At 64.9% G+C, this 16,001-nt stretch carries 14 protein-coding genes; 8 read left to right on the plus strand and 6 right to left on the minus strand.

The features are described 5' to 3' along the window. Positions 1–50: 50 nt before the first annotated feature. Entirely contained in the window at positions 51–911 is an 861-nt protein-coding gene (locus CHB99_RS28480) for a MurR/RpiR family transcriptional regulator (RefSeq protein WP_170946422.1), read from the minus strand. A 210-nt stretch (positions 912–1,121) separates the two neighbouring features. Between CHB99_RS28480 and zwf the strand changes: the two genes are divergently transcribed. From zwf to CHB99_RS28495, 3 genes are read left to right on the plus strand one after another with little or no spacing between them, the layout of a single operon-like run. Further along, entirely contained in the window at positions 1,122–2,594 is a 1,473-nt protein-coding gene (gene zwf / locus CHB99_RS28485) for a glucose-6-phosphate dehydrogenase (protein WP_042122145.1), read from the plus strand. Next, the gene (gene pgl, locus CHB99_RS28490) at positions 2,581–3,294 is read left to right on the plus strand and encodes a 6-phosphogluconolactonase (RefSeq protein WP_042122143.1); all 714 of its coding nucleotides are present in this window, start codon (positions 2,581–2,583) and stop codon (positions 3,292–3,294) included. Before zwf ends, pgl begins: the two co-directional genes overlap by 14 nt. Before the next feature lie 16 nt (positions 3,295–3,310). Further along, entirely contained in the window at positions 3,311–3,988 is a 678-nt protein-coding gene (locus CHB99_RS28495; protein WP_042122141.1) for a bifunctional 4-hydroxy-2-oxoglutarate aldolase/2-dehydro-3-deoxy-phosphogluconate aldolase, read from the plus strand. A 120-nt stretch (positions 3,989–4,108) separates the two neighbouring features. Here the strand turns inward: CHB99_RS28495 and leuA are convergent, their stop codons facing one another. From leuA to CHB99_RS28525, 5 genes are all read right to left on the minus strand, one after another. Further along, positions 4,109–5,782: a 2-isopropylmalate synthase gene (leuA, locus tag CHB99_RS28500; protein WP_042122139.1), complete on the minus strand. Its 1,674-nt coding sequence runs from the start codon at positions 5,780–5,782 to the stop codon at positions 4,109–4,111. Between the two features lie 322 nt (positions 5,783–6,104). Beyond that, the gene (locus CHB99_RS28510) at positions 6,105–6,929 is read right to left on the minus strand and encodes a M23 family metallopeptidase (RefSeq protein ID WP_042122136.1); all 825 of its coding nucleotides are present in this window, start codon (positions 6,927–6,929) and stop codon (positions 6,105–6,107) included. A gap of 3 nt (positions 6,930–6,932) precedes the next feature. Beyond that, positions 6,933–8,312 carry an exodeoxyribonuclease VII large subunit gene (gene xseA, locus CHB99_RS28515; protein WP_042122135.1) on the minus strand — a complete coding sequence of 460 codons (1,380 nt, stop codon included), beginning with the start codon at positions 8,310–8,312 and terminating at the stop codon, positions 6,933–6,935. Between the two features lie 59 nt (positions 8,313–8,371). Then, entirely contained in the window at positions 8,372–9,130 is a 759-nt protein-coding gene (locus tag CHB99_RS28520) for a transglutaminase-like domain-containing protein (protein ID WP_042122133.1), read from the minus strand. A gap of 51 nt (positions 9,131–9,181) precedes the next feature. After that, entirely contained in the window at positions 9,182–10,075 is an 894-nt protein-coding gene (locus tag CHB99_RS28525) for a LysR family transcriptional regulator (RefSeq protein ID WP_042122131.1), read from the minus strand. Between the two features lie 115 nt (positions 10,076–10,190). Here CHB99_RS28525 and CHB99_RS28530 point away from each other — a divergent pair, with 115 nt between their 5' ends. The 5 genes from CHB99_RS28530 to CHB99_RS28550 form a co-directional block, all read left to right on the plus strand. Beyond that, the gene (locus tag CHB99_RS28530) at positions 10,191–10,955 is read left to right on the plus strand and encodes a sulfite exporter TauE/SafE family protein (protein WP_042122186.1); all 765 of its coding nucleotides are present in this window, start codon (positions 10,191–10,193) and stop codon (positions 10,953–10,955) included. A gap of 24 nt (positions 10,956–10,979) precedes the next feature. Then, positions 10,980–11,537: a hypothetical protein gene (locus CHB99_RS28535; RefSeq protein ID WP_042122129.1), complete on the plus strand. Its 558-nt coding sequence runs from the start codon at positions 10,980–10,982 to the stop codon at positions 11,535–11,537. Between the two features lie 85 nt (positions 11,538–11,622). Further along, on the plus strand, positions 11,623–13,092 hold the full coding sequence (gene guaB / locus CHB99_RS28540; RefSeq protein WP_042122127.1) for an IMP dehydrogenase: 1,470 nt from the start codon (positions 11,623–11,625) through the stop codon (positions 13,090–13,092). An 80-nt stretch (positions 13,093–13,172) separates the two neighbouring features. After that, positions 13,173–14,750 (plus strand): glutamine-hydrolyzing GMP synthase, encoded by a 1,578-nt coding sequence (guaA, locus tag CHB99_RS28545; protein WP_042122125.1) that lies wholly within the window; start codon positions 13,173–13,175, stop codon positions 14,748–14,750. A gap of 225 nt (positions 14,751–14,975) precedes the next feature. Continuing rightward, on the plus strand, positions 14,976–16,001 hold a 1,026-nt coding region (locus CHB99_RS28550), incomplete at its 3' end, for a multicopper oxidase family protein (RefSeq protein WP_089266724.1).

Consider the following 16,001-nt stretch of genomic DNA (forward strand, 5'->3'; position numbering starts at 1 on the left):
TTGTAAATTTACCAACAATCGGGACCGCAACGCGGTCCCGGTTCCCGATCTCAACCCAACTCATCATCCAGCGGATAGCGGCTGGCATTCAGGCTTTCCTTGATCTTGCGCAGATGCGGCTGGAAATCCGCCCCGCGGCGCAGGGTCATGCCGGTGGCCAGCACATCCAGCACGGTGAGCTGGATGATCCGCGAAGTCATCGGCATGTAGATGTCGGTGTCTTCCGGCAGCGGAATGTTCAGGCTCAGGCTGCTGGCGTTGGCCAGTGGCGAGTCGGCGGCGGTCAGGGCCAGTACTGAGGCGCCGTTGTCCCGCGCCAGGCGCGCCACTTCCACCAGTTCGCGGGTGCGTCCGGTGTAGGAAATGATCACGAACAGGTCGCCGGTATGCGCCACCGAGGCCAACATGCGCTGCATCAGCACGTCGGCATGGGCCGACACCGCGAGGTTGAAACGGAAGAACTTGTGCTGCGCATCCAGGGCCACCGGCGCCGACGCGCCCAGGCCGAAGAAATGGATCTGCCGGGCCTGGATCAGCATGTCCACGGCGCGGCTGATCAGCGCCGGGTCCAGTTGCCGGCAGGCGGCATCCAGGGAAGCGATGGTGCTGCCGAAGATCTTCTGCGTGTAGGCTCCGGGATCGTCGTTCGGCTCCACCGCGCGACTGACGTAGGCGGCGCCGCTGGCCAGGCTCTGCGCCAGTTGCAGCTTGAGTTCCGGATAACCGCTGACCCCGAACGAGCGGCAGAAACGGTTGACCGTCGGTTCGCTGACCTTGGCCGCCTGGGCCAGTGCGGCGATGCTGAAACGGGTGGATTGCTGGGGGTTGCGGAGAATGACTTCGGCGACTTTGCGCTCAGCCTTGTTCAGATCGTCGAGACGGCCCTGGATCTGTTCCAGGAGGTTTCGCACGCGGTCCATGGGGATTCCTTCGGTCAGGGAGTCGGCCAATTCACGCGGGCGCGGGCCGGGTTCACAAGGTCGTATCCTACTGATGGCATGGTTGCTGCACCACTTGAATCTGTCTGGCGAGTCAAATGTTGTGGTTTTTACTACATTTTCTCTTGATAACTACAGTCGAAAACGGTATTTCTACAACTACTCGGTAAAAGAACCTACATCATGTCTTCGATCAGTGTTGAGCCCTGCACCTTTGCCCTGTTCGGCGCCCTCGGCGACCTGGCGTTGCGCAAGCTGTTCCCGGCGCTCTACCAGCTCGACCGCGCCGAACTGCTGCATCCCCACACGCGCCTGCTGGCCCTGGCCCGCGAGGCCGGTAGCGTCGAGCAGCACCTGGCCTCGATCGAAGCGCACCTGCGCGAATTCGTTGCCGCCGAAGAGCTGGATGCCAGCGTGCTGCAGCGCTTTCTGGCGCGGCTCGGCTACCTGCACATGGATTTCCTCGATACCCAGGCCTATGCGGCGCTGGCCACGGCAGTCGCCCCGGATGCGCCGCTGATCGCCTACTTCGCCACGCCAGCGGCGGTGTATGGCGGCATCTGCGAAAACCTGGCGAAAGCCGGTCTGGCCGAACGCACCCGGGTAGTGCTGGAAAAGCCCATCGGTCACGACCTGGAGTCGTCGCGGCGGGTCAATGACGCGGTGGCCCAGGTCTTTCCGGAGAACCGCGTCTATCGCATCGACCACTACCTGGGCAAGGAAACCGTACAGAACCTGATCGCCCTGCGTTTCGCCAACAGCCTGTTCGAGACCCAGTGGAACCAGACCTCGATTTCCCATGTGGAAATCACCGTCGCCGAGAAGGTCGGCATCGAAGGGCGCTGGGGCTACTTCGACAAGGCCGGGCAACTGCGCGACATGATCCAGAACCACTTGCTGCAACTGCTCTGCCTGATCGCCATGGACCCGCCCAGCGACCTTTCCGCCGACAGTATTCGCGACGAGAAGGTCAAGGTGCTCAAGGCCCTGGCACCGATCAGTGGCGAAGGTCTCGGCACCCGTGTGGTGCGTGGCCAGTACATTGCGGGGCACAGCGACGGTCGTGCGCTGCCGGGCTACCTGGATGAAGACAACGCCAACACCCACAGCGACACCGAGACCTTCGTCGCCCTGCGTGCCGATATACGCAACTGGCGCTGGGCCGGGGTGCCGTTCTACCTGCGTACCGGCAAGCGCATGCCGCAGAAGCTGTCGCAGATCGTCATTCATTTCAAGGAACCGCAGCACTATATCTTCGCTGCGGAACAGCGTTTGCAGATCGGCAACAAGCTGATCATCCGCCTGCAGCCGGACGAGGGCATCTCGCTGCGGGTGATGACCAAGGAGCAGGGCCTGGACAAGGGCATGCAACTGCGCAGCAGCCCGCTGCAACTGAATTTCTCCGACAGCACCTGGCGCAGCGCGCGGATTCCCGACGCCTACGAACGGTTGCTGCTGGAGGTGATGCGCGGCAATCAGAACCTGTTTGTTCGCAAGGATGAAATCGAATATGCGTGGAAATGGTGCGACCAACTGATTGCCGGCTGGAAGCAATCCGGCGAGGCGCCCCGGCCGTATGCCGCGGGAACCTGGGGGCCGGTGGCGGCGGTCGCGCTGATTACCCGCGATGGGAGGTCTTGGTATGGCGATATCTGAAGTGCAGTGGCCGGCGACGGTCACCGTGCATGAACTGACGACAGCACAGCAACTGGCCAGGCGCCTGGCAACCGACGTTGCCCAGCGCCTGCGCGCGGCGATCGCGGCGAAGGCCGGGGCCGTCCTGGTGGTTTCCGGTGGGCGCAGCCCGGTGGCGTTCTTCCAGGCATTGAGCGAGGAAGCGCTGGACTGGTCGAAGGTCACCGTCAGCCTTGCCGACGAGCGCTGGGTGCCGGTGGCGCACGCCGACAGCAACGAGGGCCTGATCCGCCGCTATCTGCTCCAGGGCAACGCGGCGAAGGCCCGTTTCTTCGGCCTGTACCGCAACGCCGCCACCCTCGACGCCGCCGCGCTAGCTGCCGACCAGGCCCTGGCCGAACTGCCGCCGATCGATGTGCTGGTGCTGGGCATGGGCGACGATGGCCACACCGCTTCGCTGTTCCCGGGCAGCCCCGAGCTGGGCGAAGGACTGCGGCCCGACGCCGAGCGCCGCTGCCTGCCGATGCTGGCGCCGAGCGTGCCGCACCAGCGCCTGAGCCTGACCCGGCGAGTGCTGGCCACGGCCGGCTTCACCGCCTTGTCCGTGCAAGGTTCCGGCAAACTCGCTACCCTGCGCGCCGCGCTGGCCGGCGATGACCTGGCGCAGATGCCGATTCGCGCCTTTCTTCACGACCCTTTGAGCATCTACTGGTGCCCATGAGCCAAGGACCACTGTCATGACCACGCTCGAACGCCAAACGCCATTGCCGACCATGGCCGAAAAAATCGCCCGGATCGACGCGATCTGTGGCCAGGCGCGCATCCTGCCGGTGATCACCATCGCCCGTGAGGCCGATATCCTGCCGCTGGCCGATGCCCTGGCCGCTGGCGGTATCCGCACCCTGGAAGTGACCCTGCGCTCCGCGCACGGGCTCAAGGCCATCGAGGTCCTGCGCGAGCAGCGTCCGCACCTGTGCGTCGGCGCGGGCACCGTGCTCGATCGTGCGCAGTTCGACGCGGTGACGGCGGCGGGGGCGCAATTCGTGGTCACCCCGGGAGTGACCCAGGAGATTCTCCAGGCCGGCGTCGACAGCGAAATCCCGCTGTTGCCGGGGATCTGCACGCCGTCGGAAATCATGATGGGCTACGCCATGGGCTATCGGCGCTTCAAGCTGTTTCCGGCGGAAATCAGCGGCGGTGTGGCGGCGATCAAGGCCTTCGCCGGGCCGTTCGCCGATGTGCGTTTCTGCCCGACCGGCGGGGTCAAGCCGAGCAACCTGCACAGCTACATGAGCCTGCCCAATGTCATGTGCGTGGGCGGCACCTGGATGCTCGACAGTGCCTGGATCAGCAAGGGTGACTGGGCCGCGGTGGAGAAGTGCAGCGCCGAGGCGATGGCGATGTTCGAGGAATAACCCTTACGTTGTGTTTTACGGCTGTTCGGGGCGCTTGGTCGGCGCCCCTTTTTTTGCCTGGGGGCGGCAATAAAAAAAGCCCGCATCTCACGATGCGGGCTTCGTCACTCGGCGGATGGCTTACGCCGCCTTCGCCGCCTGCTGACTCAGCGAGCGGTTCAGCGCACTGAACAGCGCCTTGAAGCTGGCGGTGGTGATGTTTTCATCGATGCCCACGCCATGCACCGGACGACCACCGGCGACACGCAGTTCGATGTACGCCGCGGCCTTGGCGTTGGTGCCGGCGCCGATGGCGTGTTCGTTGTAGTCCATGATCTCCACGGCTACCGGCAGGCCGGCCACCAGGGCTTCCAGGGCACCGTTGCCCTTGCCGCGCCAGTGCAGGGTGGTCTCGCCTTCGCCGGAGACTTCCACTTCCACCGCGCTGTGGCCGTTTTCTTCCTGCAGGCGATGGCTGACCAGCGCGTACGGGGAGTTGGCCTGCAGGTACTCGCGCTGCAGCAGTTTGTAGATCTGCTGCGCGGTCATTTCCAGGCCCAGGCGGTCGGTTTCACCCTGGACGACCTGGCTGAACTCGATCTGCATGCGGCGCGGCAGGCTGATGCCGTATTCCTGTTCCAGCAGGTAGGTGATACCGCCCTTGCCGGACTGGCTGTTGACGCGGATCACCGCCTCGTAGCTGCGGCCGATGTCGGCCGGGTCGATCGGCAGGTACGGCACTTCCCACAGTGCGTCGTCCTTCTGCTGGGAGAAGCCCTTGCGGATGGCGTCCTGGTGCGAGCCGGAGAACGCGGTGTGAACCAGGTCGCCGACGTACGGGTGACGCGGGTGCACCGGCAACTGGTTGCACTCCTCGACCACCTTGCGCACGCCGTCGATGTCGGAGAAGTCCAGTTCTGGGTCGATGCCCTGGGTGTAGAGGTTCAGCGCCAGGGTCACCAGGTCGACGTTGCCAGTACGCTCGCCGTTGCCGAACAGGCAGCCTTCGGCGCGGTCGGCGCCAGCCATCAGGCCCAGCTCGGTGGCGGCGATGCCGGTGCCACGGTCGTTGTGGGTGTGCAGGCTGATGATCACGCTGTCACGACGGTTGACGTGACGGCAGAACCACTCGATCTGGTCGGCATAGATGTTCGGCGTCGAGACTTCGACGGTGGCCGGCAGGTTGAGGATGACCTTGTGTTCGGGGGTCGGGTTCCAGACTTCGATGACCGCGTCGCAGACTTCCTTGGCGAACTCCAGTTCGGTGGCGCTGAAGGTCTCCGGCGAGTACTGGAAGGTCCACTGGGTTTGCGGCTGCTGGGCGGCGTACTTGACGAACAGCTTGGCCGCGTTCACCGCGATGTCCTTCACGCCCTGCTTGTCCTGGTTGAAGACGATGCGGCGGAACGACGGGCTGGTGGCGTTGTACAGGTGGACGATGGCCTTCTTCGCGCCGCGCAGCGATTCGAAGGTGCGCGCGATCAGGTCTTCGCGGGCCTGGGTCAGTACCTGGATGGTGGTGTCGTCAGGGATGTGGCCATCTTCGATCAGGGTGCGGACGAAGTCGAAGTCGGTCTGCGAGGCGGACGGGAACGACGCTTCGATTTCCTTCACGCCAACGCTGACCAGGGTCTTCCAGAAACGCAGTTTCTTTTCCGAATCCATCGGCTCGATCAGCGACTGGTTGCCGTCGCGCAGGTCGGAGCTGCACCAGATCGGCGCCTGGGTGATGGTCTTCGATGGCCAGGTGCGGTCAGGCAGGTCGATGGTCGGAAACGCGCGGTACTTCTTCGAAGGGTCTTTGAGCATGGTCATGTGGGCAATCCTTGAATGCGGCCTGGAACGGGCCTGCCGAAACGAAATTTTTTTGGATGGGCGAGGCGACGCGGTTCAGCTTGGTAGTCGTGCACTGACCAGGCAAAGGCTGCGGTGTTGACGAAGGCGGATGATGGTTTCAAAGGTTTTCATGCCCTCAACCCTAACCAGTGGGGTGAAAGATGGCAAGCACCTCGAAAAAATTGATAGAAATGTGCGGAAACCTGGTTTTATCGGCATTTAATCGCGCATGGAAAGCAAAAAGACCGCGCCAGTTGCGCGGTCTTTTTGATTGGCGCAAGGGCGCCGTTCGGCTTGTTGCTCAGGGCTGGAAGGCACCGATGAAAATCGCCGGATCGACCCGCGCATCGTTGAGGCTGACGTTCCAGTGCATGTGCGGGCCGGTGGCGCGCCCGGTGGAACCGACCTTGCCGACCACCGCGCCGCGGCTCAGGACCTGGCCGGTCCGCACGTCGATCTTCGACAGGTGGCAGAACATGCTGATGAAGCCCTGGCCGTGGTCGACGAACACGGTGTTGCCGTTGAAGAAGTAGTTGCCGGTGAGGATCACCTTGCCGTTGGCCGGGGTCTTGATCGGGGTGCCGGCCGGCACCGCGAAGTCCAGGCCGGAGTGCGGGTTGCGCTCCTCGCCGTTGAAGAAGCGGCGCACGCCGAAACGGCTCGACAGCGGGCCGGACACCGGTTTGTCCAGCAGCAGGTTGCTCGGTGTGCCGGGGCTGAAGCTGCGGTAGGCCTTCAACTGCTCGGCCAGTTCGGCATCGATGCGCTTGAGGTCGGCCGGGTTCGGGTTGACCTGGCGCTGGTTCTTCAGGGTGATGCGTTGTTCCTGGTATTGCTTGCTGCCGACGCTGAAGCTCAGGTTGCGGTTGCCCTGGACGAGGGTGGCGGTGCCGGGCTTCTGGGTCAGCGGCAGGCCGACGATGGCCAGCCAGTTGGCGCCTTCCTTCACCACCAGCACCGGTTTGCCGTCGAAGCGGGCGGTCAGCGGCTGGGCCGAGGGGCCGAGGTCGACCACGGCGACGCCGCCGGGCACCGGCTTGTTCAGCTGGCGGGTGATGTAGCTGGCCTGGGCGGCGCTGGCGAAGCCCAGGCAGAGCAGGAACAGGGAAACGAGCAGTCGTGGCATGTGTCAGTCCAGAAGGGAAAGCGTGACCGGAGTCTGGTGATTGTCTTCGACTCGCACCAGCAGTTCGCCTTCGCCGAGGCGGGCTTTCAGGCGCTGGCCGTTGTGGGTCTGCGCGGCGCTGCGGATGGCCTGGCCGCGTTCGTCGAGCAGGATGCTGTAGCCGCGGCCGAGGGTGGCCAGCGGGCTGACCAGTTCGAGCATCTGCACCTGGGCCTGGAGGCGCTGGCGACGGTCCTTGAGGGTGTCGCGCATGGCTTTGGGCAGGCGTTCGGCGAGGTTGTCCAGGCGCTGCTTGAGCAGGGCCAGGGTGCGTCCCGGATGCTGCGCGGCGAGGCGTGTGTCGAGGCGCGCGAGGCGCTCGCGGCGCTGGTTGAGACGCTGCTCGAAGGCGCGGCGCAGGCGCATGTCCAGGTCGTCGAGGCGCTGGGCCTGCTGACGCAGGCGCTCGCCGGGGTGCCGCAGGCGCCGGGTCAGACCGTCGAGGCGCAGGCGGTCGTGCACCAGGCGGTTCTGCATGCGCAGCAGCAGGCGTCGTTGCAGGCTTTCCAGGCGCCGTTGCAGGTCGCTGCTGTCCGGCGCCAGCAGCTCGGCGGCCGCGGACGGGGTAGGGGCGCGGACGTCGGCGACGAAGTCACTGATGGAAACATCGGTTTCATGCCCGACGGCGCTGACGATCGGTGTCACGCAGGCGGCGATGGCGCGGGCCACGGCTTCCTCGTTGAAGCACCAGAGGTCTTCCAGCGAGCCGCCGCCACGGGCCAGGATCAAGGCATCGAAGCCCTGGGCATCGGCCTTCTCGATGGCACGGACGATCTGCGCGATGGCCTCGCGGCCCTGCACGGCGGTGGGCAGCAGGTTCAGTTCGACCTGTGGCGCGCGGCGGCGGAACACGCTGATGATGTCGCGGATCACCGCGCCGGTGGGCGAACTGATGATGCCGATGCGCTGCGGGTGGGCGGGCAGGGGGCGTTTGCGTTCGGCGGCGAACAGGCCTTCGGCGCCGAGCTTCTCCTTCAATGCCTCGAAGGCCAGGCGCAGGGCGCCGTCGCCGGCCGGCTCGACGGTGTCGAGGATCAGCTGGTAGTCGCCGCGCCCTTCGAACAACGAGACCTTGCCGCGGACCTTGACCGCCAGGCCATCGCGCAGGGCCTGGCGGACCCGCGCGGCGTTGTTGCGAAACAGCGCACAGCGCACCTGGGCGCCGCTGTCCTTGAGGGTGAAGTAGACATGGCCGGAAGCCGGACGGGCGAGGTTGGATATCTCGCCTTCGACCCAGATGCTGCTGAAGACATCTTCCAGCAGCACGCGGGCGCGGCCGTTGAGTTGGCTGACGGTGAGCACTTCACGGTCGAGGCCGAGGCGTTCGAAAGGGTCTCTGATCATGGGGCGGCACTATAAAGGATCGCTGGGGCGGGTGTCGTGTGCGGCGCGCTTTCGATCTTTCATCGATGATCGCAAGCCTGACTGCCGGCGTTGTCCTCCAGCGCCCAGCCACGAATCCGCCGCACGTTGTCGTTGAGCGCCTTGTAGAAAAAGTTGCGGTACAGCCAGCCTCTCACCCCGCTCAGGTTGGTCTGGTGTTCGCGGTAGAAGTCATCCGGCGCGGCATACAGACCAAGCTCCCGGGCGATCCCCTCGCGCTGGATGTAGGTGTCGCGCCCGGTCCACTGCACTGCGGGTTCGGCCAGACACGGTGTGGCCACGGCATAACCGAGAAACGCGTGCCGGCAGTCGCTGAACCTGTTCTGCACCGCGCGCAGGTAGCGCTTGTCGAGGATCACGCCTTCCAGCACCACCCAGCGGCCCTGCAGGTCGACCTCGACCCAGGTGTGCAGGATCTCCCGTGGCGCCATGACATAGACGAACGCGGTCATCGCACCTTTCTGCAGGCGTTTGTCGATGGTGAAGGCGCGCAAGCGGCAGGCAATGCCCAGGGCGCGCAGCAGAGCCATCAGCAGGTTCGACTTGGTATTGCAGTGACCCAGGCCCTCTTCGAGGATCGCCGACGCCGGCAGGCTGTCGGCCCCGGCGTTGTAGCCGAACAGAATCTCGTCGCGGCAATACTCGTAGACGGCGCGTGCGGCCTGTTCCGCCGGCAGCGTGCGCCAGCCGCGGGCCTCGATGAGGCGAGTGATTGGCGGGGCATCGAAATCGAGTATCCCGGTGCGTTGCAGATAGTTCGGATCCTGGTGCGTGTTCATGGCAGACCTCCCTGGTTTTGCCGAAGCATGGACCTTGTAGCTACTTCAGGGTCAAGCGTCGCGGCTGTCATGCAGATGACCAAGGAATTGTCTGACCAGCGGCCCGGCATCGCGCCGGTAGGCTATCGCCACCGTACTGATGCAACCCGGGTCGGACAGGGGAATGAAACGCAGCGACGCCGGGGCGATGTCCTGCATGCAGCGCGGCAGCAGGGCAATGCCGAAGCCGGCCTGGATCAGTTGCAACTGGGTGGTCTTGCGTGACACCACCCGCGCTGGCCGCGGGAAATAGCCGGCGGCCATGCACAGTTCCGCCGACAGGTAGCTCAGCCCGCCGCGCTGGCGATGGGGGATGGAGATGAAGGCTTCGTCGCGCAGTTCGTCCAGGCTGACGCTGGCCTTTTCGGCCAGTGGATGGGATTCGGCCACGGCGAGCAGCAGGGGTTCCTCCAGCAGCGGCTCGACGCACAGCCCCTCATGCTGGCGCAGCACCGGCAGGCGCAGCAGGCCGATATCCAGGCGGCCCTCGGCCAGTTCTTCGAGCTGGCCCTCCGAGGAAAGCTGGGCTATTTCCATGGATACCCCGGTGTTGTCGTGCAGATAGCCGCTGACCCGTCGCAGCAGCGTGCCGGTCAGCGGCACGGTGCTGGAATGGCTCAGGCGCAGGCCGCCGCGCAGGCCCTGGCCGACGGCGCGGGCCAGGTCGCTGGCCTTTTCCAGGTCCTGCAGCAGATTGCGTGCCCGCGGCAGAAAGGCCACGCCCGCCGCGGTCAGGCGTGGCTGGCGTGCCGTGCGTTCGAACAGCAGGGTGTCCAGTTGCTGTTCGAGTTCACGGACCTGCCGGCTCAGGGCCGACTGGGCGATGTACAGGCGTTCGGCGGCGGCACTGAAGCTGCCGCTTTCGGCGATTTCGACGAAGTAGCGCAACTGGCGGGTAGAGATCATGAGCTATGCCGTTTCGAGATGGCTGATGGCGATATTGCCTATTGGTCGGCATGGCTGTCGACTGGTTAAGGTGTGTTGAACCCATTGCCAAGGTGCTGCCCGGATGCTCTCGACCCTGTTCGCCCAACTGCCGTTTTCCGCGCTCGACTGGCTGCCGATCCTGCTCGGTGTGGCCGCGGCCTATGTGGTGTTCGGCATCGCCGGGTTCGGTACCGCGCTGGTCGCGGGGCCGGTGCTGATCAATTTCATGCCGCTGTCGCGGATCATCCCGCTGCTGGTGCTGCTGGATTTCGTCGCCGCTTTCGGCAACTGGCTGCCGGCGCGCAAAGCCGTGGCCAGGGGCGAGCTGCTGCGCCTGTTGCCGTTCATGGCCCTAGGCTGCACCCTTGGCGTGGTGTTCCTGCTCAACCTGCATGCTGATGTGCTGATGCTGTTGATGGGGCTGTTCGTCAGTGCCTATGCGCTGTACAGCCTGGCGGTGAAGGTCAGGCCCGCCAACCTGGCGCCGGCCTGGGCGGTGCCGACGGGGACCCTGGGCGGGCTGTTCGGCGCCTTGTTCGGCAGCGGTGGCTTTCTCTATGCGCTGTATCTGAATGCGCGGCTGCCCTCCACCGAGCAGGCGCGGGCCACCCAGAGCGCGCTGATCAGTTGCAGCACGGTGGTGCGCCTGAGCCTGTTCCTGATCGCCGGGGTCTACGCCGACTGGCCGCTGCTGCTCCTGGCCCTGTGCCTGTTGCCGATGATGCTCCTGGGCCTGCGCATCGGTCGCCGGCTGACCCTGAACATGTCGCGGGAAGCCTTCGTGCGCCTGGTCACCTGGCTGGTGCTGGCCAGTGGCGTGGCGCTGATCGGACGCTACCTGAGTCAGGTAAACTGGTGACTTTTCACCGACCCGACCGCTGTCATGATCACCCAGAGCATCATCGTTCCCCGCATGTCCTCCATCCCCGTGCACGAAGCCCGTGCCCGGGCCATCCTGCGCTGGCTGGTGCGCGAGAAGATCGTCGAGGAAAGCCTCAGCACCTGCGGCGCCACCGGCAACCGCATGGGCCACGCCATCGCCGAGGGCGCGCGCAAGATCGTCGAACGCCCCGAGCTGCTGCCGTTCGGCAAGCGCTTCAATGGCCTGGAGATCGTCACCAAGCGCTGCATCTATACGCCGAACGAGGACTTTCTCGAAGAAGCGGGCTGCCCGGAGTGCCGCCAGGAGATCGGCGAGGCCCTGTTCGACAGTCTGGAGACGTGGATGCCGGCGCAGACCGACAACTTCATCTGCCCCGAATGCGCCCACGAAGACGACATCAACGGCTTCCTGTTTCTTCAGCCATGTGCCTTTTCCAACCTGGGCTTCATCTTCAACGGGTGGGCCGACGCCGGTTTCAGGCCGGCCTTCCTCGATGCCTTCGCCGACTGGCTGGACCAGCCGGTGGCGGTGGTGCGGGTGAAGCTGTCGGGCAACTGACCGAAGGCCCATCTTTACATTGAGCGAATCGGCGCGCATGAGTATAATGGCGCGCTTCCATTTTTCCCGCCCGGGAGCCCCCGCGATGCTGCGTATCAGCCAAGAAGCCCTGACCTTCGACGACATTCTCCTTGTACCTGGCTACTCCGAGGTACTGCCCAACGAAGTCAGTCTCAAGACCCGTTTGACCCGTGGCATCGAGCTGAACATTCCGTTGGTCTCCGCCGCCATGGATACCGTGACCGAAGCCCGCCTGGCCATCGCCATGGCGCAGGAAGGCGGCATCGGCATCATCCACAAGAACATGACCGTCGAGCAGCAGGCCGGCGAAGTGCGCAAGGTCAAGAAGTTCGAGGCCGGCGTGGTCAAGGACCCGATCACCATCGACGCCGACGCCACCGTGCGTGACCTCTTCGAGCTGACCCGCCTGAACAACATCTCTGGTGTTCCGGTACTGCACAACGGCGACCTGGTCGGCATCGTCACCTCCCGCGACGTGCGTTTCGAGTCCCGCCTGGACATCGCCGTACGCGACGTGATGACCCCGAAAGAGCGCCTGGTCACCGTCCGCGAGGGCGCCGACAAGAACGAAGTCCGCGAGCTGCTGCACAAGCACCGCCTGGAAAAAGTCCTGATCGTCGATGCCGACTTCGCCCTGAAGGGCATGATGACCGTCAAGGACATCGAGAAGGCCAAGGCCTACCCGCTGGCGAGCAAGGACGACCAGGGTCGTCTGCGTGTCGGCGCTGCCGTCGGTACCGGCAAGGACACCGCCGAGCGCGTGGCCGCGCTGGTTTCCGCCGGCGTTGACGTGGTGGTGGTCGATACCGCCCACGGTCACTCGAAAGGCGTGATCGATCGCGTTCGCTGGGTGAAAGAGAACTTCCCGCAAGTGCAGGTGATCGGCGGCAACATCGCCACCGGCGCCGCCGCCAAGGCCCTGGCCGAAGCTGGCGCCGACGCGGTCAAGGTCGGTATCGGCCCTGGCTCGATCTGCACCACCCGTATCGTCGCCGGTGTCGGCGTGCCGCAGATCAGCGCCATCGCCAACGTCGCCGCGGCACTCGAAGGCACCGGCGTTCCGCTGATCGCCGATGGCGGCATCCGCTTCTCCGGTGACCTGTCCAAGGCCATCGTCGCCGGTGCTTCCTGCGTCATGATGGGCTCGATGTTCGCCGGTACCGAAGAAGCGCCGGGCGAAGTCGAGCTGTTCCAGGGCCGTTCCTACAAGGCGTACCGCGGCATGGGTTCGCTGGGTGCCATGGCCCAGGCGCAAGGTTCCTCCGACCGTTACTTCCAGGACTCCTCGGCCGGCGCCGAGAAGCTGGTGCCGGAAGGCATCGAAGGCCGCGTACCGTACAAGGGCGCCCTGGCCGCGATCATCCACCAGCTGATGGGTGGCCTGCGTTCCTCGATGGGCTACACCGGCAGCGCCAACATCGAAGAGATGCGCACCAAGCCCGAGTTCGTGCGCATCACCGGTGCCGGCATGGCCGAGTCCCATGTGCATGACGTACAGATCACCAAGGAAGCGCCAAACTACCGCGTAGGTTGATGCTCCTGGCAACACCTTGAAGCGGGGCTGTTATCGAACAGCCCCGCGTCGTTTCCGATTACCACTGACGAGATTGAGTCATGGCCCTCGACATTCACGCTCACCGCATCCTGATTCTCGACTTCGGTTCCCAGTACACCCAGCTGATCGCCCGCCGCGTGCGCGAAATCGGCGTGTACTGCGAACTGCACCCGTTCGACATGGACGATGAAGCGATTCGTGCCTTCAACCCGCGCGGGATCATCCTCGCCGGCGGTCCTGAGTCGGTCCACGAAGCCAACAGCCCGCGCGCGCCACAGGCCGTCTTCGACCTGAACGTACCGGTTCTGGGCATCTGCTACGGCATGCAGACCATGGCCGAGCAGATGGGCGGCAAGGTCGAAGGTTCCGACCTGCGCGAGTTCGGCTATGCCCGCGTCGACGTGGTCGGCAAGAGCCGCCTGCTCGACGGCATCGAAGACCACGTCGACGACGACGGTGTCCTCGGTCTGGACGTGTGGATGAGCCACGGCGACAAGGTCACCCGTATGCCGGAAGACTTCCACGTCCTGGCCAGCACCCCGAGCTGCCCGATCGCCGGCATGTTCAACGATGCCCGCGGCTACTACGGCGTGCAGTTCCACCCGGAAGTGACCCACACCAAGCAGGGCGGTCGCATCCTGTCCCGCTTCATCCTCGACATCTGCGGCTGCGAAGCCCTGTGGACCGCCTCGAACATCGTCGAGGACGCGATTGCCCAGGTTCGCCAGCAGGTCGGTTCGGCCAACGTGCTGCTGGGCCTGTCCGGCGGCGTCGACTCCTCCGTGGTCGCCGCGCTGCTGCACCGTGCCATCGGCGACCAGCTGACCTGCGTCTTCGTCGACAACGGCCTGCTGCGTCTGCACGAAGGTGACCAGGTCATGGCCATGTTCAAGGAGAACATGGGCGTCAAGGTCATCCGTGCCGACGCCGAAGCGCAGTTCCTCGGCAACCTGGAAGGCGAAGCCGACCCGGAGAAGAAGCGCAAGATCATCGGTCGCACCTTCATCGACATCTTCGATGCCGAAGCCAGCAAGCTGGAGAACATCCAGTTCCTCGCCCAGGGCACCATCTACCCGGACGTCATCGAGTCGGCCGGCGCCAAGAGCGGCAAGGCCCACGTGATCAAGTCGCACCACAACGTCGGCGGCCTGCCGGAGGAAATGAACCTCAAGCTGGTCGAGCCACTGCGTGAACTGTTCAAGGACGAAGTCCGCAAGATCGGCCTGGAGCTGGGCCTGCCGTACGACATGGTCTACCGTCACCCGTTCCCGGGCCCGGGCCTGGGCGTGCGCATCCTCGGCGAAGTGAAGAAGGAGTACGCCGACCTGCTGCGTCGCGCCGACCACATCTTCATCGAAGAACTGCGCAAGGCCGACTGGTACCACAAGACCAGCCAGGCCTTCGTGGTGTTCCAGCCGGTGAAATCGGTGGGCGTGGTCGGTGATGGCCGTCGCTACGCCTGGGTTGTGGCCCTGCGTGCCGTCGAGACCGTGGACTTCATGACCGCGCGTTGGGCACACCTGCCGTACGAACTGCTGGAAACCGTCAGTGGCCGGATCATCAACGAGATCGAAGGTATTTCCCGCGTGACCTACGACGTCTCGAGCAAGCCGCCGGCGACCATCGAGTGGGAATGATCCCGCGTCCGGCATAGACCGGCGGCGATTGCTTCCAGCACAACCGAAAGCCCGCATCATTGCGGGCTTTCGGCTTTCTGCGGGGCTGGTACGTCGATCGTCTGGCGATGACGCCAGCCTGCGACAAGTCTTCACTTAATATTTCGCAAATGCGGGTGTATCGTATTTGCCCTTCTAACTGGCCCGGTGATGGCCAGTCCCCCGCGATACGAGGTGCCTGCTGCAATGTCCTTTACCCGTCGACAAATGCTCAAAGGCCTCACCGGCCTGGTGGTGGTTGGTCTTGGTGCCGGTGGTGCGGCCCGTTACTGGCTGGGCAAGGTCGAGGACGAAAATGTCGGGCACGACTATGAACTGATCGCCGCGCCGCTCGACGTGGAACTGGTCCCCGGCTTCAAGACCGAGGCCTGGGCCTTCGGTCCGTCGGCGCCGGGCACCGAGCTGCGCGTGCGGCAGGGCACCTGGCTGCGGGTGCGCTTCATCAATCGCCTGCCCGTGGAAACCACCATCCACTGGCACGGCATTCGCCTGCCCCTGGAAATGGACGGGGTGCCCTACGTCTCGCAACTGCCGGTCAAGCCGGGCGAGTTCTTCGACTACAAGTTCCGCGTGCCGGACGCCGGCAGCTACTGGTATCACCCCCACGTCAGCAGCAGTGAAGAGCTGGGCCGCGGCCTGGTCGGCCCGCTGATCGTCGAGGAGCGCGAACCCACCGGCTTCCAGCATGAGCGCACCCTCAGCCTGAAGACCTGGCATGTCGACGAGCAGGGCGCCTTCCTGCCGTTCAGCATCCCCCGCGAGGCGGCGCGCAACGGCACCGCCGGGCGCCTGATCACCATCAATGGCCAGGCCGACGCGGTCACCGAACTGCCGGCCGGCCAGGTGGTGCGGGTGCGCCTGCTCAATCTGGACAACACCTGGACCTACCGCCTCAACCTCAAGGGCAACTGCGAGGCGATGGTCTATGCCCTCGACGGCAACCCCGTCACGCCGCACCCGCTGGAGGACGATTACTGGCTCGGCCCGGGCATGCGTATCTGCCTGGCGATCCGCATTCCCGAGGCGGGCGAGGAAATCTCCCTGCGCGACGGTTTCGTGCGCCTCGGGACCCTGCGCTCGGTGGCCAGCGCCGACAAGCCGGGCGACTGGCCGCCGGCGCTGCCGCCGAACCCGATCGCCGAGCCGGACCTGGAGAACGCCGAGAAGCTCAACTTCAATTTCGAATGGGTCGGCAAGGTCTCGGTGGACACC

The organism is Pseudomonas japonica, from assembly GCF_900188455.1.
GTDB classification, from domain to species: Bacteria; Pseudomonadota; Gammaproteobacteria; order Pseudomonadales; family Pseudomonadaceae; genus Aquipseudomonas; species Aquipseudomonas japonica.